This is a genomic window from Paenibacillus vietnamensis (assembly GCF_020169515.1).
Lineage (GTDB): Bacteria > Bacillota > Bacilli > Paenibacillales > Paenibacillaceae > Pristimantibacillus > Pristimantibacillus vietnamensis.
On the sequence record NZ_JAHMHW010000001.1, the window covers coordinates 254,158 to 275,451 of the forward strand.

Annotated in this window: 17 protein-coding genes; 16 read left to right on the plus strand and 1 reads right to left on the minus strand. The window is 54.8% G+C overall.

Features of this window, described 5'->3' with window-relative positions; genetic code table 11:
• The first annotated feature begins 9 nt into the window (after nucleotides 1-9).
• The 9 genes from larE to KP806_RS00975 all read left to right on the plus strand — a co-directional run bounded on the left by larE (nucleotide 10) and on the right by KP806_RS00975 (nucleotide 9,445).
• Nucleotides 10-825: an ATP-dependent sacrificial sulfur transferase LarE gene (gene larE / locus KP806_RS00935; protein ID WP_224721681.1), complete on the plus strand. Its 816-nt coding sequence runs from the start codon at nucleotides 10-12 to the stop codon at nucleotides 823-825.
• Entirely contained in the window at nucleotides 822-1,496 is a 675-nt protein-coding gene (gene larB, locus KP806_RS00940) for a nickel pincer cofactor biosynthesis protein LarB (protein ID WP_224721682.1), read from the plus strand. Before larE ends, larB begins: the two co-directional genes overlap by 4 nt.
• 1 nt (nucleotide 1,497) lies before the next feature.
• A complete protein-coding gene (larC, locus tag KP806_RS00945; RefSeq protein ID WP_224721683.1) occupies nucleotides 1,498-2,949 on the plus strand; it encodes a nickel pincer cofactor biosynthesis protein LarC in 1,452 nt (483 codons plus the stop codon).
• 44 nt (nucleotides 2,950-2,993) lie between these two features.
• Nucleotides 2,994-4,265, plus strand: coding sequence for a glucuronate isomerase (locus tag KP806_RS00950; protein WP_224721684.1), 1,272 nt, complete (start codon nucleotides 2,994-2,996; stop codon nucleotides 4,263-4,265).
• Between the two features lie 222 nt (nucleotides 4,266-4,487).
• Complete coding sequence (locus KP806_RS00955; protein WP_224721685.1) at nucleotides 4,488-5,990, plus strand: spore germination protein; 1,503 nt, start codon at nucleotides 4,488-4,490, stop codon at nucleotides 5,988-5,990.
• Nucleotides 5,917-7,146, plus strand: coding sequence for a Ger(x)C family spore germination protein (locus KP806_RS00960; protein ID WP_224721686.1), 1,230 nt, complete (start codon nucleotides 5,917-5,919; stop codon nucleotides 7,144-7,146). The genes KP806_RS00955 and KP806_RS00960 overlap by 74 nt, the downstream gene beginning before the upstream one ends.
• 1 nt (nucleotide 7,147) lies before the next feature.
• A complete protein-coding gene (locus KP806_RS00965) occupies nucleotides 7,148-7,393 on the plus strand; it encodes a hypothetical protein (RefSeq protein WP_224721687.1) in 246 nt (81 codons plus the stop codon).
• A complete protein-coding gene (locus tag KP806_RS00970) occupies nucleotides 7,390-8,484 on the plus strand; it encodes a GerAB/ArcD/ProY family transporter (protein WP_224721688.1) in 1,095 nt (364 codons plus the stop codon). Before KP806_RS00965 ends, KP806_RS00970 begins: the two co-directional genes overlap by 4 nt.
• Before the next feature lie 40 nt (nucleotides 8,485-8,524).
• Nucleotides 8,525-9,445, plus strand: a complete 921-nt coding sequence (locus tag KP806_RS00975) for a hypothetical protein (RefSeq protein WP_224721689.1) — start codon at nucleotides 8,525-8,527, stop codon at nucleotides 9,443-9,445.
• Nucleotides 9,446-9,531: 86 nt separating this feature from the next.
• Here the strand turns inward: KP806_RS00975 and KP806_RS00980 are convergent, their stop codons facing one another.
• A complete protein-coding gene (locus tag KP806_RS00980; protein ID WP_224721690.1) occupies nucleotides 9,532-9,750 on the minus strand; it encodes an alpha/beta-type small acid-soluble spore protein in 219 nt (72 codons plus the stop codon).
• A gap of 154 nt (nucleotides 9,751-9,904) precedes the next feature.
• Here KP806_RS00980 and KP806_RS00985 point away from each other — a divergent pair, with 154 nt between their 5' ends.
• From KP806_RS00985 to KP806_RS01015, 7 genes are all read left to right on the plus strand, one after another.
• Nucleotides 9,905-11,734: a sensor histidine kinase gene (locus KP806_RS00985; RefSeq protein WP_224721691.1), complete on the plus strand. Its 1,830-nt coding sequence runs from the start codon at nucleotides 9,905-9,907 to the stop codon at nucleotides 11,732-11,734.
• Nucleotides 11,727-13,244, plus strand: a complete 1,518-nt coding sequence (locus KP806_RS00990) for a response regulator transcription factor (protein ID WP_224721692.1) — start codon at nucleotides 11,727-11,729, stop codon at nucleotides 13,242-13,244. Before KP806_RS00985 ends, KP806_RS00990 begins: the two co-directional genes overlap by 8 nt.
• A 122-nt stretch (nucleotides 13,245-13,366) precedes the next feature.
• Nucleotides 13,367-14,836, plus strand: a complete 1,470-nt coding sequence (locus KP806_RS00995) for an ABC transporter substrate-binding protein (RefSeq protein WP_224721693.1) — start codon at nucleotides 13,367-13,369, stop codon at nucleotides 14,834-14,836.
• Between the two features lie 70 nt (nucleotides 14,837-14,906).
• Entirely contained in the window at nucleotides 14,907-15,845 is a 939-nt protein-coding gene (locus KP806_RS01000; RefSeq protein ID WP_224721694.1) for an ABC transporter permease, read from the plus strand.
• Nucleotides 15,846-15,863: 18 nt separating this feature from the next.
• On the plus strand, nucleotides 15,864-16,787 hold the full coding sequence (locus KP806_RS01005; protein ID WP_224721695.1) for a carbohydrate ABC transporter permease: 924 nt from the start codon (nucleotides 15,864-15,866) through the stop codon (nucleotides 16,785-16,787).
• Nucleotides 16,788-16,850: 63 nt separating this feature from the next.
• The gene (locus KP806_RS01010; protein ID WP_224721696.1) at nucleotides 16,851-18,170 is read left to right on the plus strand and encodes a glycoside hydrolase family 125 protein; all 1,320 of its coding nucleotides are present in this window, start codon (nucleotides 16,851-16,853) and stop codon (nucleotides 18,168-18,170) included.
• Nucleotides 18,167-21,292 (plus strand): alpha-amylase family protein, encoded by a 3,126-nt coding sequence (locus KP806_RS01015; protein ID WP_224721697.1) that lies wholly within the window; start codon nucleotides 18,167-18,169, stop codon nucleotides 21,290-21,292. The genes KP806_RS01010 and KP806_RS01015 overlap by 4 nt, the downstream gene beginning before the upstream one ends.
• Nucleotides 21,293-21,294: the final 2 nt, after the last annotated feature.

Here is a 21,294-nt window from a genome sequence, read left to right on the forward strand (position 1 = left end):
ACCGTTAACATGCATGATAAATATACCAGGCTGCAAGCGATTTTGGTCGACATGGAATCCGTTGTTGTGGCGTTCTCCGGCGGCGTGGACAGCACGTTTCTTCTGGACGCGGCGATCAAGACGCTCGGCAGGGATCGGGTGCTCGCCGTCACGGCCGATTCGGAAACGTATCCGACCGAGGAGCTGGAGGAAGCTATCAACCTGGCGAAGCGGCTCGGAGCCGTCCATAAGGTCATCGAAACGTCCGAGCTCGCCATTCCGGGATACAAGGAGAATACGGGGAACCGCTGCTATTTTTGCAAAAAAAGCCTGTTCGAGCATCTGGAGCCGTTCGTGGCGGACGGTGCCTACAAACAGGTCGTCTACGGGCTTATCGCAGACGATATGAACGAGCACCGGCCCGGCGTTCAGGCGGCGAAGGAGCGCGGCGTGCGCGGCCCGCTGCAGGAAGCGGGGCTGTTTAAGGAAGAAATCCGGGATTTGTCCCGCGAGCACGGGCTGCCGACCTGGAACAAGCCCTCGTTCGCTTGTCTGTCGTCCCGTATCGCCTATGGGGAAACGATTACGGTCGAGAAGCTGGGACGTGTAGGCGAAGCGGAACGGTATATCCGTTCGCTTGGCTTTGGTCAGGTCCGGGTAAGAAGCCACGGCGATATCGCGCGGATCGAAGTGGAGAAGGATGCGATGCAGCGTCTGATCGAGAACGGAGCGGGCATTTCGGATAAATTGAAAGAGCTTGGGTTTATTTATGTGTCGATGGATCTTTCCGGCTACCGCAGCGGTAGCATGAATAAAGTGCTTGAGCAGGGAGGCGCGGTAAAATGAGCGGTTTCGAGGACCTCGGCTTTTGCAAGCTGGATGTGGACCGCTATGAGCGGACCGGGCATCCGGAGATCGTCTTCGGTCTTGGCAAGACGGCCGACCATGTGGAAGCTATCTTTTCCCGCTTGGTAGAGGTGCATGGCAGAGCGCTCGTGACCCGGGCGACCGCGGAAATGGCGGAGCGGGTGCTGCCGAAATTTCCAGGGGCAAAATTCGATGAGGTGTCCAGACTGATCTCCTTCGGCGAATCGGCGCGAAGGCTGCCCGGCAAAGTGGCCGTGCTGACGGGAGGAACGTCGGACATCCCGGTTGCCGAGGAAGCGGCCGGGACGGCGGAATGGATGGGCTGCGAGGTTGACCGCATCTACGATGTAGGAGTGGCCGGGATCGACCGGCTGCTGAGCCATAAGGACCGTATCCGGGAAGCATCGGTCGTCATCGGTGTCGCCGGCATGGAGGGCGCTCTGGTCAGCGTAGTCGGAGGGCTGGTGCGCAGGCCGGTTATTGCGGTGCCGACTTCCATCGGCTACGGAGCTAACCTGCAAGGACTGACGACGCTGCTTGCGATGATGACCTCCTGCGCTTCCGGCGTCACGGTCGTCAACATCGACAACGGCTTCGGTGCCGGCTTTCAAGCCGCGATGATTTTGCAGCTGGTAGCGGAGGGCGTATAGCATGCGAACGGTATATTTGGACTGCATGTCGGGAATCGCGGGGGATATGGCGCTGTCGGCGCTTGTAGACCTTGGGGCGGATCCCGATTATATTATCGGACACTTGAAGAAGCTGCCGATCGATCCGTTCACGATGGAATTCGTGCAGGTCGACCGGCGGGGAATGACGGCAAAATGGCTCCAGCTGAGCTTTGACGTCGCAAATGCGGGGGGAGGCGAGACGAGCCATTCGCATAAGCATCATCATGCACATGATCATCAGCATGCGCACGAGCACAATCATGAGCATGGGCATAGTCATGCGAACGAGCACAATCATGTGCACGGGCACCATCATAATCACGAGCACCATCATAATCACGAGCACAATCATGATCAAGAGCATCAGCATGCACACGGGCACTATCATGATCATGAGCATCAGCATGCACATGAGCATCAGCATGCGCACGAGCATCACCACGAGCATGAGCACCATCATGAGCACCACCATCCGCATGAGCACCGGAAGGCATCCGACATTTTGCAAATGATCGAGAGTTCAGCTCTGCCCGAGCGAGTTAAGGAGCGCAGCCTGTCGATCTTCCGCCTGATCGCCGAGGCCGAGGGTAAAATTCACGGCATGGACCCGGCCGATGTTCATTTCCATGAAGTGGGCGCAATGGATTCGATTTTGGACGTCATCGGCGTATGTCTTGCGCTGGAGAGCCTTGACGCCGGGCATATCGTCGTCTCGCCCGTGCCGACCGGAACGGGCAAGCTTCGGATGGCCCACGGCCTGTACCCGATTCCGGCGCCGGCGACAGCCGAGCTGCTGCGCGGAGTCCCGCTGTCGGCCTTCACGGCCAAAGGGGAGTTGACGACGCCGACCGGCGCCGGCATCGTGAAGGCGCTGGCCTCCGGCTTCGGCCCGATGCCGGCCGGCACGATCGACCGGATCGGCTACGGTGCAGGCACCAAAAATTTCGAGCATCCCAATGTGCTGCGTGCGGTGCTTTATGAGCCGGAGCGGGCGGAAGCGGCCAGGGAGCACGTCGTCGTACTCGAAGCGCAGGTGGACGATTCCACCGGGGAAACGCTCGGATACGCCATGGAGAAGCTGTTCGAAGCCGGGGCGCTCGATGTCTACCACACGCCTGTTTTTATGAAAAAAAGCCGGCCCGGCGTCCTAATTACCGTCCTTTGCCGCCCGATCGCTGCGGACCGCTGCGAAGACACGCTGCTTGCGGAAACGTCCACCTTCGGCGTCCGCCGCAGCGAATGGAGCCGGCGGGCGCTCGGACGCCGTTGGATTCAAGTGGATACGCCATTCGGAGAGATCCGGGTCAAGCAGGCATTGGACGGGGAGAGAATTATACGCCAGGCCCCGGAGTATGAGGATGCTGCCCAGGCGGCCAGACGGAGCGGCATGCCGCTTGAGGCGATTTACCGGGAAGTATTTAAACGGTTGTAAGGTTCGGTTTTAAGAGAGTGTAGGAATGAAAGGGAGATAGAGAAATGACGGTTCAAACGGCTGTAAGCAAGTCCGATTTGCGTCAAACGGTGGAGCGTCTTGCAATGGAAACGCGGGTCACCGATATGCATACCCATTTGTACGCGCCGGAATTCGGGGAGCTCCTGCTGTGGGGCATCGACGAGCTGCTGACTTATCATTATTTGATTTCCGAATCCTTCAGATGGTCGGACGAGGAGTATGAGCATTTCTGGTCGCTGTCGAAGCGGGAGCAGGCCGACCTCATCTGGAAGCTGCTGTTTATCGACCATTCGCCGGTCAGCGAGGCGGCGAGCGGCTTCATTACGATTTTGCAGCGCCTTGGACTCGACGTATCCTCGCGTAATTTGGACGACTATCGGGAGGCGTTCGCCAAGCGCTCGGTGGAGGAGCAGGTCGATGCGGTCATGCAAATTGCGGGAATCGAAAAAATCGTCATGACAAACGATCCGTTCGATGCCGTGGAACGGAAGGTTTGGCTCTCCGGCAGCGGAAACGCGGACTCCCGCTTCTACGCCGCCCTTCGCGTCGATACGCTGCTGAATGACTGGCCGCTTGCCGTGAAGGAGCTGCAAGGTTTGGGCTATGATGTCAGCGAGGAATGGAGCGGCAAAACGCAGCAGGAAACCCGCCGGTTTCTGACGGAGTGGATTACGCGTATGGATGCCCTCTACCTTGCGGTATCGATGCCGGGCGATTTCACGTATCCGGCCGAGGATCACCGCAGCCGGATGATCGACGACGTCATGGTGCCGGTGTGCCGGGAGACGAACATTCCATTTGCGCTGATGATCGGCGTCAGAAGAAAGGTCAATCCGTCACTCAGGCTGGCAGGCGACATGAGCATGCGCTCCGACGTCTCGGCCGTCGAGGAGCTGTGCCGCCGCTACCCGGAACAGAAGTTTCTCATTACGATGCTGGCGCGGGAAAACCAGCACGAGCTGACCGTTCTCGCGCGAAAGTTCCGGAATCTGATGATTTTCGGATGCTGGTGGTTTTTGCATATCGAATCCATGGTCGAGGAAATGACGAGGTTCCGCATCGAGCTTCTGGGCACCTCCATGATTCCTCAGCATTCCGACTGCCGGGTGTTCGAGCAGCTGGTCTATAAATGGGAGCATTCCAGAAAAATCATCGCAAACGTTCTTGCGGAGAAGTACGAAAGGCTGCGGCAAAGCGGCTGGAACGTGACGGAAGAGGAGATTCAGCGCGATTTGGACGATATGCTGAACCGGAATTTCTGGCGTTTTCTGGGCCGTGACAAGCAGCTTCGTTAAACGGCTGCGATAACGGGTGACGATAAAGGTTTTGGGGTCGTACGCAGGTACGGCCCTTTTTGCATTGCCTTGCCGGCATTCCCTGTCTGGGCTGCGAAGCATTCAGCCGTTAGCCGTGTCCCGTTCTCAATCAGGGATGCATACTTGCAACCGAAAGTTCCAATAATATGGTGCATTGGTTCAAAACGGAACAGCCGGAAATCGGTTCAAGGAGGCCAGGCTTTGGAACAATCCCTCACTCCCATACATCCTTCCGCTTTATTAAATGCCGAAAGGCTTCAATGCTTGTTCGCCGGCAGCGAGTTTCTGACCGTCCGCCTCGTGAAAGATAACAATGAAACAATCGTTGGGGCTGTTGCTTACCACAATATCCTTGTAGACGAGAAAAACGTCATTCAGCAGTTCATCCGGAAAATTAACGAAGATCTTCATCAGATGACCGGGCACCGGGACGTCAACTTGATAACATCGCTGGACTCGCTGGGAGGCGGCAAAGAGCTGCGGCATATGGAGACGGCCGCCGATCTGATCTTGGATGCGGGTGCCGCCGTCTTCATAGAAGGCCTGTCGGAGGCATTCGGATTCATGTTTCCGGGCTATGAAACCCGTTCAATCGACGAGCCCAAAATCGAGGTGAACGTAAGAGGGCCGAGAGAAAGCTTTATCGAGGATTTAAATACGAATTTGAGCATGATTATTCGCAAATTGAAAACGCCCGATTTAAAAGCCAAGCCTTACATCATCGGCTCCCAAAGCCGTACGAGGGTGATGCTGCTGTACCTGGAAAGCCGGACGGACTCTCAGGTGGTGCAAGAAGTTCAGCGCAGATTAGAAGCGATCAGTCTGGATATTCTGATTGTCAACACTCAGATTGAGGAGCTGATTCAGGATAGTACCTATTCCCCTTTTCCTCAATTGTTCAATACGGAAAGACCCGATCGTGTCGTGACCGCCTTAAACAGAGGGAAAATCGCCATTTTGACGGACGGTACACCCATCGCGCTTCTTACGCCTACGACCTTCTTCGAAATGCTGCATCCCAGCGAGGACTTGTATGAAAGGTTTTATTTTGCCAACTTTTTGCGTATCATTCGCGTGCTTACGTTGTTTATTTCATTGTTTGGGCCCGCGCTGTATATCGCCTTGACGACGTTTCATCTGGAAATGATCCCAACCCCGCTCATGCTGGCTTTTATTTCGGCGAAAGCCGGCATTCCGTTTCCAACTTTTGTCGAAGCGATCATCATGGAGGTGGCCTTCGAGGTGCTGCGGGAGGCCAGCTTGCGGCTGCCCCGGGCCGTTGGCCAATCCGTCAGCATCGTCGGGGCGCTCATTATCGGGGAAGCCGCCGTGCAGTCGGGCATCGTTTCCCGTCCGATGGTCATTGTCGTGGCGATGACCGGGATCGCCTCCTTCACGATTCCTTCCTACAGCACGGCCATTGCGTTTCGAATGCTCCGCTTTCCGATGATGCTGCTTGCCGCGTGGAGCGGTGTGCTGGGGTTATCTTTAGGCCTGCTTATTCTCTTATCGCATTTATGCTCCTTGCATTCATGCGGAATACCCTTTCTGGAGCCCGTGGATCTCGGCCGTTTCAAAGACACGGTCAAGAAATACATTCTTCTCCCGGTCAAATTCCGCAGGTCGGCAAATGAACCGTCCGGCGACGCGGCTGCCAAGCGGAGCATGGGAGGTGTTTTACCTGAAGGGCGCAATGACGGGTAGAACGAAATTTAAAGGCTTGATTGCGATGATATCGCTGGCCGTGTGCCTCTCGGGTTGCTCGCCGGACATGACCGAAATCAGCGAAATCGCGATGGTGATGGCCTTCGGAATCGATTACGATACCGAAAGCCGCAAGTATACGGTTACGTCCTATAGTGTCGTTCCTTCCGCGTTAAGCGCCAAGGATTCCGGAAAACTATCGGAATGGGTCATCAGTGCTAAGGGCGATTCGATATTGGAGGCGTCCAAAAACCTGCGCAGCCGCTCCGGAAGAATCTTGATCTGGCAGCACAACAAATTCGTTCTGGTTGGAGAAACAGCGGCGCGCCGCGCATTTTTCGAAATCGTTGATTTTCTTAACCGGAACCGGCAAATCCGGATGACCAGCTATTTGCTTGTCAGCGAAGGAAAGGCGATTGACAAGCTTAACGATAACGTAGAAACAGAGGATTTGCTCTCTAACGATCTGCTGGGAAAAGTTCGGAACGAGAAGGAATGGGGGAAAAGCGTCAGTCAAATCCTCCAGGATATTGCCAATTGGTATCCCAACCCTTATAGAGGATTCGTAACGGGAAGGATCGGTATCTCGAAGCTGCCGGACGGTTCGCGGGATGCTCTGGTGCTAAACGGCGGCGCTGTCATTGATAAAGGGAAATTTAAGGCATGGCTTGATGGCGAGCGGGTTATTGCCGTCCAGCTGTTATCGGATAAGAGTAAATGGGGAATGCTGGAGTTTGCAAGAAGCTTCGAATTCCAGTCCTCGCAGGTCAGCCTGTTTTTTAGAGTGGAGCATCAACGGATCGATAGCCGCTGCAGGGAAGGCAAGCCTGAAATCGATATCCGGTTGACGTTAAGTGCGACGATGGGCGAAATCGATCACCAACTGCCGCTGGGCAATCCTGAGACGATAGTGAAACTGGAGCAGGCCGCGTCCGATGAAATCGAGAAGCTGGTCAGGGAAAGTGTCGCCTATTATCAAAAGGTGCTGAAATCGGATATTCTCGGATTTTCCGAACGATTTGCCCAATATTATCCTGATGATTGGGAGATGCTGCAAAAGGAGTGGGGAAGCGTGTATCCGGTAATGCCCGTCAGCGTACATGCGAAGGTAAAGGTTGAAAAAATGGGCATGGTCAAATATACAGGGGTAGATTAGGATGTTGAATCTAGCGATTGGCGTCGCAGCCTTCAGTTACGGAGTGGCGGCATTTATCCGATTTCGCAGGACGAAGGAGAATCGGGACGCTTTCGTGCTGCTGCTGCTTTGCGGAACGATTGCCGTCTATTGCCTGCCGGGCTTAGGCGATTCGTTGCCTACGGTGGAAGGCGTGTACAAAATTGTTTATAGACCTGTCTCCGAATATGTGCAGCATCTATTCGGGATCAATTGGGAGGACACATGAAGCCGCATCCGGATCTCATCTCGCCAGGACAGCTGGGCTGTCTGCTGTTCAGTTTTTTGTCCGGTTTTTCCACTTTGTTTTTAATGGAAGCCAAGATGGTCAAACAGGATGTCTGGGTATCCTATCTTCTTGGCATCGCGCTGTCGGGCGGTATGCTGTGGCTGCTTTGCTACGTGCAGAGACAGCATCCGCACCTGTCCATGTTTGAAGTATTCGACAGACTGCTGGGCAGATGGGCCGCAAAACTTCTGCTGGCGGTTTATTTGGTCTATATTCTTGAGATTCAAGCGGCGGCGATGCAGGCATTAACGACGTTCTACAACACAGTCGTGCTTCCCAATACGTCGCCGGACCATATTTTGCTGCTCATTGTGTTGTCCACTACGTACGCAGCTTATCTCGGACTGGGCACGATTGTCCGGACAGTGCAGGTTACTATGCCGTTTTTTATCGTTGCGATTGTGATTATCAGCTTGTTTATTTTGAAAAATGTAGACAGTAATCCCTTTCTGCCTATGTTCCGGCACCGGCTGCCGGAAATGGCGTACGGCGGGCTCCTCTCGTTTTATTTTCCCTTTGGCAAAAGCGTTGTTTTTTGTTTTCTGCTGTCGCATGTGACCCGGAAGGAGAGGCTGTATGCCGGTTCGATGACTGCGGTCGTCCTGTCGGGCGTCTATTTGTGCGCAGCCACCTATTTGACCTTCGGTTCGCTGGGCATGCAATTGTCTACTGACGCTTCGTTTCCTTTTTTCTCGGCGATCCAGTTGGTAAAATTCGGCGAGTATTTGGAAAGAATCGAAATTATGATCATTGGCATATGGACCATGTTCACATTGTTTGAGGTCATTGTGCTGCAGTATGTGTTCACGAAGATCGTCGGACATCTGTTTGGATTAAACAAAACGCAGGCCTTTATTTTTCCGGTCGGCTTGTTCTTTTTTGTTATAGCGCAAAAAAGCTTTCCCAATATTAACGATCTAACGCTTTATAACCTGACCATCGCTCCTTTTTCCACGTTGATCCCGATGGCGGCTATCCCTTTGCTGCTGGCGTCCCTTACTTATTTTACCAAGCGGGGAATCCCCCGATAATCGGATCATTCGCCGAATGTTTTATAAGAGGTGATGGATCATGATACAGAAAAAGAATTGTTTGTTCTGCGGCGAGCTTGCCGCTATCGATACGGTCGGCAGATACGAGCGGTTTAACGGCTGTTTCTGCGCCCCGGGCGGCAGCTATACTTTATTCAAAGATAGCTATGCGGCTATCCAGTCGTTCCCATACGCGAAAAAACGCGGGTTGTTCCCCATCGTGTCGGGCTACATCCGCGAGCTGACCGATTGCGAAGAAAAGGTGTCGCTGACGCTTGAGGAAGTGGATGCGATCGAGAGTTCTCCGAAAATCCCGGCTACGATAGAGGAAAAAGAAGCAAAGCTGCTTCAGTTTTTATATAGGCACAGCGAAGGAGCCGGCGATCCGGTTACTCTCCAGCCGCTATCCCAGCATTTTAACCTGACTTATTCCCCGAATCTGCAGGAGTTTGTCTACATCATCGAGAAACTCAGGGATGTCCAGTTCATTACCCGTGAAGGCGGGACCTTGAGGCTGACGGAGGAAGGCTGGAAGGAAGCCGTCGCCCGTCAAGGCGGCAAGAAGCTGAAGAAATGCCTGATTCTGATTTCGTCGGTTGAAGAGTACGGCCTGGAATGGTCGAAGGTGATTTTGCCGAAGGTCGAGCAGTACGGCTATGAGCCATGCGTGATCAACTATTCCGATCAAGGAAAGCAGGACAGCTGCCCGACGGCCCTCATCGCCGAGAGCAAGCTCATTATCGCCGATGCAACGAGAAGGTCGCCGGAGGTCTACTGCGCAGCCGGCTACGGCCACGCGCTTGACATCCCGCTGCTTTGGACGGTGAAGAGCGACCGGATGGAGCCGGACCAGGCTGCTCCGTTCGATTCGATCAGACAAATCGAGTGGGACACGGTCGATCAGCTTTCGACCGCCCTGACGAATGCCATGACCAATACAAAAAACCTCCAATCTCGTTAAGAGAGCGGAGGTTTTCGTTTTTGCTATGAAGCGCCCCGCCTTTGCCGCCGTCAAGCGGTGCAGGCGCCGGCGCTTCATCTATTTTTTTAGAAACGGCCTTGACCGCCCAGTTGCTGCTCAGCGATTTGAACCAGCTTCTTCGTGATGTAGCCTCCGATAGAACCTGCGTCGCGAGTGGAAAGGTTGCCATTGTAGCCGTCTTGCGAGAATTGCACGCCAAGTTGTTGTGCAGCCTCAGTTTTCATTTGATCCAGTGCGCCTCTAGCTTGTTGGACAACTAATTGATTTGAATTTCTTCTGCTCATGTATGTTCACTCCTTCTTGGGATGTGAGGTTATTATGTGATATGGCTTACAGGTTTATACAATAACAAATTAAAATTTTCAAAAAATTTTTTTGAGTTTTCCATTCATGCTATAATGCGAAGCAAACAACCTGCATCGGGAGGAAGCATGCAGCATGAGGGCCGGAAAACTGTACCGTACTTATTTTAAAAACAACCTGTTTATGAAGATGATACTGCTGTTCGCCGTTATCACAATCGCGACGATCGTCACCTTCTCGTATATTATGTTCGACGTCATGTCCGGGTCGATCGTGCGCAATGAGCTGGATAACCAGAAAAAAGCGATGGAAGGCGTCAGCGCCTATTTGAATCAAAAATATTTGGCGGTGCAATCCTATGTGCTTGATGTGTACCGGGATCCGTCGCTTCAGACGAACATTTCTTATTTTTTCAGCCATCCGTTTGAGGATTACGTGAAAAACCGTCTTGACCAATACGTGGAGACGGGAGGCACCGGCTCGCCGAAAGGCCTCGAATATTTCGAGAACAAAATGGACGATGACCCGGACATTGCGAATTTGATCCTGTACAGCACGGACAAGCAGCATTTGTACGTCTTCAAGAAACATAACGTTTCCAAGCTGATTGCCTCCAACGCCGCGCAGTCCTACATTCCCGATGCGATGGCGATGACGATGGAAAACGGCAACGTATCGGTCCCGAACCTGTGGGTGCGCAAGGCGATTGAGCAGGGCGATCCGAAGCTGTATTCGGTCCGTTCGCCGGTTAACGACAAAACGACGCTGAAAAATATCGGGCTGCTGCTCGTCTATTACCAGTCCGAAGGCATCGAGCGCGCGCTTGCCAGCTACCGCAGCGAGATGAAGGGCTACATCGTCGTGCTCAGCCCGGACGGGCAGGTCATCTTCGACTCCTCGAACCGCTATTACGGCAAACCGTATCCGTATATGGATCGCATCGACACGCTGCATGAAACGGCCATGCTGGAGGAGGAATCCTACGTCACGAATTTGACCCAGACACAGGCGGGCTATACGGTTGTGGGGGTGGCGCCTGTCCGCGAGGTGGCGGCCGCTTATGAAGGACTAAAGCGGACGATCCTGCTGATCAGCGCGATCTGTATCGTCGTGGCGCTTGTCATTCCGACCGTCTTTGTCATGAATTTCGCCAAGCGGACGAATAAAATTATCCGGTTCATGAGAAAGGTGGAAACAGGGGATCTCGGAGCGCGCATTCAGGATGAACGGGAGGACGAGCTCGGGCAAATTTCGCGCAGCTTCAACGAAATGCTGGATGAGCTGACCAAATATATCGACAGCGTGTACAAAGCGGAAATCAAACAAAAACATACCGAGCTTGCGGCGCTGCAGGCGCGCGTCAACCCGCATTTTCTGTACAATACGCTTGAGGTGATCCGGATGAGGGCGATGTCGCAAGGAGCCAAGGACGTCGGGGAGATGATCTACAGCTTGTCCGTGCTGTTCAAGAGCTACGTCCAGCCGAAGACAGTCCATACAATAAAGGACGAGCTGGAAAACAGCAGACTGTATCTCGAGCTGTTCCGCATCCGCTATAAGGATAGATTCGCATATGAGATATGCTGCGACGAGGAGCTGAAGGACCGGGAGCTGCCGCGCATGACGCTTCAGCCGCTAATCGAGAATTACATCGTGCACGGCTTGAAGGGCCGCAGAGACGATCATTTTATTGCAGTTGCCGTCACTAGGGAGGACGGGCATATCCGTATTGTGGTGAAGGATAACGGCAGCGGCATCCCCCCGCATAAGCTTGAGGAAATCCGCAGAACGCTGCAGCTGCCCGAGGAAGCGGGGGAATCGTTCGGCCTTCGAAGCGTGCACGAGCGGCTGCGGCTGTTGTACGGTAGCGAGTACGGCATCGAAGTGGATAGCGAGCAGGGAGCCTGGACGACGGTTACCGTTACATTACCCGATACGAAGGAAGGACAGGGAAGCGATGTATAGAGTGTTTATCGTTGACGATGAGCCGTTTATTATCGACGGGTTGTACGATGTCGTTGATTGGGCTGCATTCGGACTTGAAATTACAGGGTCGGCCGAGAACGGGCTGGAGGCGCTCGAGGCGCTGCGCGATACGCCGGCCGACATTGTGATTACCGACATTTCCATGCCGGAAATGACCGGTCTGGAGCTGATCCGGGAGCTTCGCGGAATAAAGCCCGGCCTGAAGTTTATCGTCCTCAGCGGCTTTAACGAGTTTGACTACATCAAAGAGGGACTTCGGCTCGGCATCGAAAATTATTTGCTGAAGCCGATCAATTTCGACGAGCTGCAGGAGACGCTGGCGGGCACGGTGGAGAAGCTGAACGCGGAGGATGCCGACCGGCTGTTCCGCGCCCACGACAACCGCATCCTGCGCGACAACATCCTCTCCCGATGGCTGAGCGGGAGGATCGCGCCAGCCGAGCTTGCGGAGAGGGCGGCGCTGCTGCAGCTTAAGCTGGACAAGCCGTACTTGCTTACCGCGGTCGTGAGGACGGGCGGGATGATCGCGGAGGTCAGCCAGGCTGCCGAGCGGCTGTCGGAGCAAATCCCCGGCCTGATTCCGTTCCTGGACCCGGACGGCGACCTCGTCATCCTGATTTTGCTGGATAAGCCGGAGGAAGGGAAAATCAAGGCGCTCGAGACGTTCTCCGGCCTGCGGGAGCGCGTAGCGTCCGGCAAAATCAGAATATCGCTCGGCAGCGTGGAGGAGCTGGAATCCGGCGCGCAGAGAAGCTATTCCAACGCCAAGAAGGCCCAGGAATATTTTCTCGTGCTCGATCCGCCGGACCTGATGGATTACGAGCAGCTCGGGACGGGAAACAAAGCCGAGGAACCGGATATGACGGGCGAATGGCAGGAATTTGCGCGGCTGATCGCGTCGAGAAACAAGGAAGCGCTGCTTGACAGGGTCGAAGAAACGTTCAGGCGCGCCCAAAGGCTCGAAGGCGTCACGCCCGCGATGATTCAGAGCATGGCCGTCGAGCTGATGATCCGCTTCAAGATGGAGCTGAAGGAAATCAAGCAGGCCGATCAGCCCGAGCTGTACCGGGAAGGCTTCGAAAGAGTGCTGAAGGCGGACACGATGGAGGAGCTGGCGGCGCTGGTCAAGGAGGCGGCCGAGGTGACGGTCGACGCGCTGCTCCGCGACGTGAAGAGCCCGGTCATCGCCCAGGTGCTTTCCTTCGTGCACGAGCATTATAACGAGGCGCTTTCGCTCAAGGCGCTGAGCCAGCAGTACAACATTCATCCCGTTTACCTGGGGCATTTGTTCAGTAAGGAAACGAATGAATCCTTTACGGAGTATATCAACAAATACAGGATCGACAAGGCCAAGGAAATGCTGAAGGAAACGAGCCTGAAGGTGCATGAAATCGCGGCCAAGGTCGGCTATTACGAATCCGGTTATTTCTACAAGCAATTCAAAAAGTACGTGGGCATTTCGCCTACAGATTATAAGGGACTGCACTAATTCAATATTAGGCGGTCTTTTTTTTCTTTAATTTGTACATCATAACTTTAGTTTATGGCCTATTTGAAAATCGTTACATCCTGTATTTTTAGTTATGACAACACGTAAGGGGAGGACGAAAAATGAACACTACGAAAAAAAGATGGCTGCCCTTGCTGGCCGCGATCATGCTGGTATCGCTAGTCCTGAGTGCATGCGGAAGCAAAGAAAGCGGCTCGGGAGCTGAAGGGACGGCCGAAAAACCGGTCGAGCTGATCTGGTACACGATCGGCACGCCTCAGAAGGACGTTAACGCAGTCATGGAGGAAGTAAGCAAATATACGGCTGAGAAAATCGGCGTCACCGTTAAAATGACAATGGTCGATTGGGGCGATTACGCGCAAAAGCTGCAGGTCGCTACGGCGTCCGGCGAGCCGATCGATATGATGTTCACATCTTCGTGGGCTTTCGATTATGTTCAAAACGCAAGAAAAGGCGCATTTATGGAGATCGACGAGCTGCTGCCGAAATACGGACAAGGCATAGTCGACGCGCTTGATCCCGCTTTCCTGGAAGGCTCCAAGGTAGACGGCCACAATTACGGCATTCCGGCCAACAAAGAGCTTCCTGCTCAAGAGGTATGGCGCTTCAACAAGCAGCTGCTTGACAAATATAAACTGGGCACGGAAGGCATCTATTCGCTCGACAGCCTCGAGCCGCTGCTCAAAACGATCAAAGAAAACGAGCCGGACGTTTATCCGCTGGCCGTTGACAAAAACCAGGCTCCATATGTGCCTTACGATTATGTGATCGAAAAGCTGCCGATGGCGGTATCGCTTAAGGACAGCGGGCTGAAGGTCGTCAACGTGCTTGAAACGCCTGAAATGAAAGCGGCGCTTAACACGATGCACAAGTACTACAAAGCAGGCTACATTCCTACGGAAGCGGCAAGCCTGGATTCGCTGACGGACGTTCAGGCAACCGGCAAATGGTTCATGGACCGCGCAACAAGCCAGCCTTTCGCCGACAACCTGTGGTCCGCAAGCTACGGTTATCCTGTCGTATCGACGCCGGCAAGCGAGGCGCTCATCTACAACTGGTCGGTTATGGGTTCGATGCAGGCGATTTCCGCCAATTCGAAATATCCGGAAAAAGCGATGGAATTTTTGAACCTGCTGAACACCGATCCGGTGCTTCGCAACATGGTCGACTCCGGTATCGAGGGCACTCACTATGAGATGGTCGGCGACAATGTGATGAAAAACCTCGATAATTCCAAAAACTACGATATGCCGACGTTCTCTCTTGGTAATCTGTTCATTACGCATTTGAACGAAACCGATCCCGCCGACAAATGGGAAGGCTTCAAAACCTTCAACGACGCAGGCGTCGAAGCGCCTCTGCTGGGCTTCAACTTTGACACCTCGAAGGTGACGACCGAAATCGCGGCGGTTCAGAACGTGAAGGAAGAATTTTGGGCGGCGCTCATGACGGGAACCGTCGACCCTGAGGAATATTTGACCCGCGCGAACGACAAATTCAAAGCGGCCGGCCTGGACAAAATCATCGAGGAAGCGCAGCGCCAAATCGATGAGTGGAAAGCATCGAAGTAAGAAACTGGGACAGGGGGCGGATGGTGACATTCGCCCTCTTTTTAAATAAGGGGAAATAAGGGGTGATCGCGTGAAAGCCGTAGGGCGGTTTATGAAGGATATCGGCAGAAACAAAATGATGCTGCTGATGGTATTGCCGGCAACGCTGTGGTTTATTTTCTTCTCGTACCTGCCGATGGCGGGGATGGTTATCGCATTTAAGGAATACCGGTACAGCCGCGACGGATTTCTTGCCAGCATACTGGAGAGCAAGTGGGTCGGGCTGCAAAACTTCAAGTTTCTGTTCAGCACGAACGACGCCTATATTATTACGAGGAATACGGTGCTGTATAACGCTGTGTTTATCGTCCTTGGCTTGGCGCTTGCCGTGCTGATGGCGATCGTGCTGTCTGAGATCGTCAATAAGAGACTTGCGAAACTGTATCAGACGGGCATGTTTTTGCCTTACTTTCTGTCCTGGGTTATCGTCGGTTATTTTGCGTTCAGCTTTCTGAGCGTTGACCGCGGCATGGTGAACCAGATTTTCGCTTGGCTTGGCTTTGATCCGGTCAGCTGGTACACGAATCCGGCGTATTGGCCGGTCATTATCGTCGTCGTTTTCTTGTGGAAGTCGGTCGGCTACAACAGCGTCGTCTATTTGGCGGCGATCATGGGCATCGACAAATCGCTGTATGAAGCGGCGATGATCGACGGTGCGAACAAGTGGCAGCAAATCCGCAACATTACGATTCCGATGCTTACTCCGCTTATGACGATTTTGACGCTGCTTGCGATCGGAAAAATCTTTTACGCGGATTTCGGCCTGTTCTATCAGGTGCCGAGAGATTCGGGCTCGCTGTACCCGGTTACGAACGTCATCGATACGTATGTGTACAGAGGACTCAAAACGACCGGCGAAATCGGGATGAGCACGGCCGCAGGCCTTTATCAGTCGTTCATCGGATTTATTCTCGTTATTACTTCTAATGCTGTCGTCAGAAGATTCAATAAAGATAACGCTTTGTTCTAAGCTTTCAGGAAGGGAGAAATGGCTGTGTCCGCTCTAACCAAACGAAGTCGCGACTTCCAGCAGTTAACTCCGGCATGGAACGTCTTATTTAATTTATTTGCAGGCATCTTCGCTTTTTTATGCGTGTTTCCGTTTCTGTTCGTGGCGGTCATCTCGTTTACGGACGAGAAATCGCTGGCCAGAAACGGCTACAGGCTCATCCCGGAGCAGTGGAGCTTTGACGCTTACCGCTATATTTTCAAAGCCGGCGACCAGCTGCTGCGCTCCTACGGGGTGACGATTCTGATCACTGTAATCGGGACGGCGATCGGTGTCGTTTCCATCGCCTTGTTCGCATACGCCATCTCGCGCAAAAGCTTTAAATACCGCAATTTCTTTGCTTTTTTCGCCTTTTTTACAATGCTGTTCAACGGAGGGCTCGTGCCGACTTATATCGTCGTTACGCAGCTGCTCGGCATGAAGGATACGCTGTGGGCGCTTATTTTGCCGCTTGCGGTCAATGCCTTTTACATTATGATCATGAGAACTTTCTTCTCGACGATGGTGCCGGACGCGATTATTGAATCGGGCAAAATAGACGGGGCGGGCGAATTCGGCATTTTCTTCAAGCTGGTGCTGCCGCTGTCGCTGCCCGGCCTGGCCACGATTTCCTTATTCAGCGTGCTCGGCTATTGGAACGACTGGTTTAACGCGCTGCTTTACATCGACGATCCGAACCTTGTGCCGCTCCAGTCGATGCTGATGCGGATCGAGAACAGCATGCAGTTTATTTTGCAGAACGCCCAGAACGCTTCGATCAGCACGGGACTGCTGCAATCGATGCCGCAGGATACGTCGCGGATGGCGATGGTCGTGCTCGCTACGCTGCCGATTATTTTCGCTTATCCGTTTTTCCAGCGGTACTTCGTGCAGGGGCTGACGATCGGAGCCGTGAAGGAATAACGGCATTGCGCCTAACCTTGACTATAAACAAGACTTTTATATAAACGGAGGATCAATATCGCCATGGAACAATTTAGACTGCCGAAAATTCCGATGTCGAAGCTGGAGCTGCCGCGCGCGGTTCAAGAGGTGCTGGCCGAAGCCGAGGAGAAGCTGGCTCACCGGCCGAAGCTGCTGCAGCTGTTCAAAAACTGCTTTCCGAATACGCTCGAAACGACGACCAAGCTGATGGAGGACGGGACGACCTTTGTCATTACGGGCGACATTCCTGCAATGTGGCTGCGCGACTCGGTGGAGCAGGTTATCCATTATGTGCCGTTTGCCAAAGAAGACAAGGACCTGCAGCGCATCATCGGCGGGCTGATCAAACGGCATATGGCGATGATCCAAATCGATCCTTACGCGAACGCCTTCAACGAAACGGATAACGATTGGCATTGGAATACGGCCGACGAGACCGAGATGTCGCCATGGGTATGGGAGCGCAAATTCGAGCTGGACTCCATCTGCTTCTCGATGCGGCTTGCTTATGCGTACTGGAAGGAGACCGAGCTGACCGACATTTTCGACTCGGGCTTTAAAGCCGCGATGCGCAAGGCCGTGGAGCTGTGGAAAACCGAGCAGCGCCACGCCGAGCGTTCGCCGTACCGTTTCGTCCGCGACAACGGCATTCCGACCGATTCGCTGCGCGGAGACGGCCTTGGCATGCCGGTCAACTATACGGGCATGATCTGGTCGGGCTTCCGCCCGAGCGACGACGCCTGCGATTTCCATTACAATATCCCGGACAACATGTTCGCCGTCGTCACGCTGCGCCAGATGGGCGAAATCGCCGAGTGGGTATTCCGCGATACGGACTTCGTGAAGGAGCTTAAGAAGCTTGAACAGGACGTCGATCACGGCATCCAATTGTACGGTATTTACCGCCATCCGGAATTTGGCCCTATTTACGCCTATGAGACGGACGGCTTCGGCAACTATTGCCTGATGGACGATGCTGGAACGCCGGGACTGCTTTCGATTACTTATTTGGGCTACACGACGCCTGACGACCCGATTTATCAGAACACGAGAAGATTTGCGCTCAGCAAGCAAAATCCGTTTTATTACGAAGGCAAAGCGGCCAAAGGCATCGGAAGCCCGCATACGCCTCCGGGGTACATTTGGCATATGGCTTTGTCCATGCAGGGACTGACGGCCGATCATAAGGAAGAGCAGCTGGAGGTGATCCGCGTGCTGGAGGCGACCGACGCCGACACCGGATTCATGCACGAAGGCTTCCATTCTGACGATCCTTCGATCTTTACGCGCAAATGGTTCGCCTGGTCGAACAGCCTGTTCTCGCAGCTTGTTTACCGCGCGATGAAGGATGGCATCCTATGAGCAAATTAATCATCTTCTACGATCCGTCGTTTCCGATCGGCGGGAAGCCGATATTGGTGACGGCGGAGGAGCTGGCCGGGGCCGGCGTTGTCGTTCAGGCCGCAGGCTTGGCTGAAGCATTGAGGGACTGTACGGCTGGCGACGTGTTCGTCAATCTGCATGCTCCTTATTTTCCGAAGGAGGCCTGGACGGACATTCTGTCGTTTCTGAAGCGGGGCGGCGGACTGATCAGCGCGGGCGGAGCGCCTTTTAAACGTCCGGTCCGGTTCGAGGACGGGGCTTGGCAGGCGGAAGCGGAGCAGACGGCTTATCACCGTGAGCTGCTTATTCATGAGACGCTGCCGGTGGACGGTACGCCGGTCGGGCATTTGTCCGCATCGGCCGAAATTCCGCTGCTGGAGGGCAGGGAAGCCCTGTTTGAGGCTGGCGGTACGTGGAATTTGGTGCCGCATGTGTCGAAGAGCAGCGACCTGCCGCATCAGATGGGTTCGGCGGGCCCGATGGACGCGCATCTGTATCCGCTCGTGAAGGGGATTTCAGACAGCGGACGCGAAGTCGCGGCGCCGGTGCTGCTGTGGGAAAATACGAAGGGCGCTTTTGCGGGAGGCCGATGGCTGTTTATTAACCAGCCGATTACGGAGGCGTTCTGGTCCCGCGGAGGAGCGGCCGAAATCGGTCGGCTTGCAGCTTATTGCGCGGCCGGGGTAACGGAGCTTTGGCTGAAGCCGGGTTATGCCTCCTACGAGGCGGGCGAGCGGGCGCTGCTGACGCTGCAGGCGCAAAGGCTTGGCAGGGACACGGCGAAGCGCGTAGGATGGTCGTTTGCGATCAGCGTGACGAAGGATGGCGAGCCGAATGCCGGCTGGAGCACGGAAGCCTCGCTCGAAGCGGACAGCCAGCTGGAAATCGTGCGTTTCCCGGTCGATCTGGAGCTGACCGCCGGTTTCTACCGCGTGGAATGCCGTGCCGTATCGGCGGACGGAGAGCTTCGTCTGCTGCGCCAGGGCTTCTGGGGATTTGACGCGAAGCTGCTTGCCGAGGGAAGCCCGGTCGCATGTGAACGGGATTATTTCGTGAAGGACGGGCGCCCGCTGCCTGTAGTGGGGATGACCTATATGACCTCGGACGTTGCGCGGAAATTTTTGTTTTTGCCGAACGCAGCCGTCTGGGACCGCGACATGGCGCAAATGCGCAAGGCGGGCATCAACTGGATCCGCACCGGAATTTGGACCGCGTACCGCAACATAATGCAGGTGGACGGGCATGCCTCGGAGGAGGTGCTTCGTTCGATCGACGCCTTCCTGCTGACGGCAAAGAAACATGATCTGCAGGTGACCTTTACGTTCTTTTCCTTTACGCCGGAGCCTTGGGAAGGACTTAATCCGTATCTGGATCCGCGCAGCGTGGAAGCGCAGAAACGGTTCGTACGCTCGATCGTGTCCCGGCACCGTACCTCGACGCATGTGGATTGGGATCTGATCAACGAGCCTTCGATGTTCGATCCGCCGCGGATTTTCTCGGACGGGCCGAGATCATGCCGCGATCCGTTCGAGCGGGCGGCCTTCGCCGCTTGGCTTGAGAAACGGCACGGGTCGATCATGGAGCTGCAGGCCAAATGGAATATGACGCCTGAGCAGCTGCCGGACTTTGGCGCGGCGGTGCCGCCGGAGCCGGAGGAAATCAACTTCGATGTACAGGATATGCACCAAGGCAAAAAAGGGACGCGCTGGCTCGATTATGCGCTGTTCTCGATGGATATGCACAACGAATGGGCGAAGCAGCTGACGGAGGCCATCAAGGATATCAACCCGGACCAGCTGGTGGCGGTCGGCCAGGACGAGGCGCTTGGCGCGCAAAGGCCTTCGCCGTTTTTCTACGAGCAGGCATCGGATTACACGACGGTCCACTCCTGGTGGCTGAACGACCATCTGGTATGGGACGGCATTTTTGCCAAAACGCCGTTTAAGCCTAACCTGATCCAGGAAACGGGCATCATGTACGTGGAAACGCCGGAGGGACGCGCCAAGCGGTCGGAGTCGGAGCTTCGCAGCATGCTGGAGCGGAAATACGCCTATGCGTTCTCGACGGGAGGCGCCGGGGCGGTTCAATGGATTTGGAATACGAATTTTTACATGGACAATGCCAACGAATCGCATATCGGAGCGCTGCGTGCCGATGGTACGGAGAAGCCGGAAGCCGACGTATCGTATGACTTTGGCCGGTTTATGGAGCAGATCCGCGATTTGTTCGCCGGGCGTGAGCTCGAGGACACGGTTGTCGTCTTCCCTTATTCCAACGACTTCTCGAACCGGAAGCTGGCATTCGACGCAACGACGAAAGCGACCCGCGTGCTGGCCTACGAGCTGAACCAGCCGTTCCGCGGCATCGGCGAATACCAGCTGGACGCGCTGAAGGAGCAGCCTGCGAAGCTGATTATTTTGCCGAGCGCGCATAATGTCGACAATCAGGCTTTTGAGAAGCTGATGGCGGCAGTAAGGGAGGACGGCGCGACGCTGCTCGTCACCGGACCGCTCGGACTGGACGAATATTGGCGGACAACCGCCAGGCTGGAAAACGAGCTCGGCACTTCGGACATCCGCAACGTATGCCGGGAGGAGGCGCTTAAGCTGGAAGGCAAGCTGCTTCCGCTGTCGTTCGGCGCGAGACGGATCGCCGAGGTTTCCAAGGAAGTACGCACGATGCAAGGCGGGGTTTCCGGCGCAGCAGGCGACGCGGTCGTGGACATGCCGCTGGGCAAGGGGCGCCTGATCTGGAGTCCGCTGCCGGTCGAGCTGAACGAGCGCACCGGTTCGATAGCCGCGCTGTACAATTATGCGCTTGCGGCGGCGGACTGCCGAAGCGAGCTGGAATGGCTGCAAGGAGGCGAGCTGCCGGGCGTTTACGGACGGAAGCTTACGTTTGAAGGAGGCTCCCTATTCGTCTTCGTATCCGAGTACGGCATGGACGCAGAAGTGAAGGTGAAGGACCGGACGACCGGGCAAGCGTACTCCTTCCTGCTGGAGAAGGAACGCTCCGTGCTGTTCGCGGCCGATCCGCTCGGGAACGTGTATGCGGTATACCGCGACGGACAGGTGAAGATCGACATCTTGGGTCAATCATAATA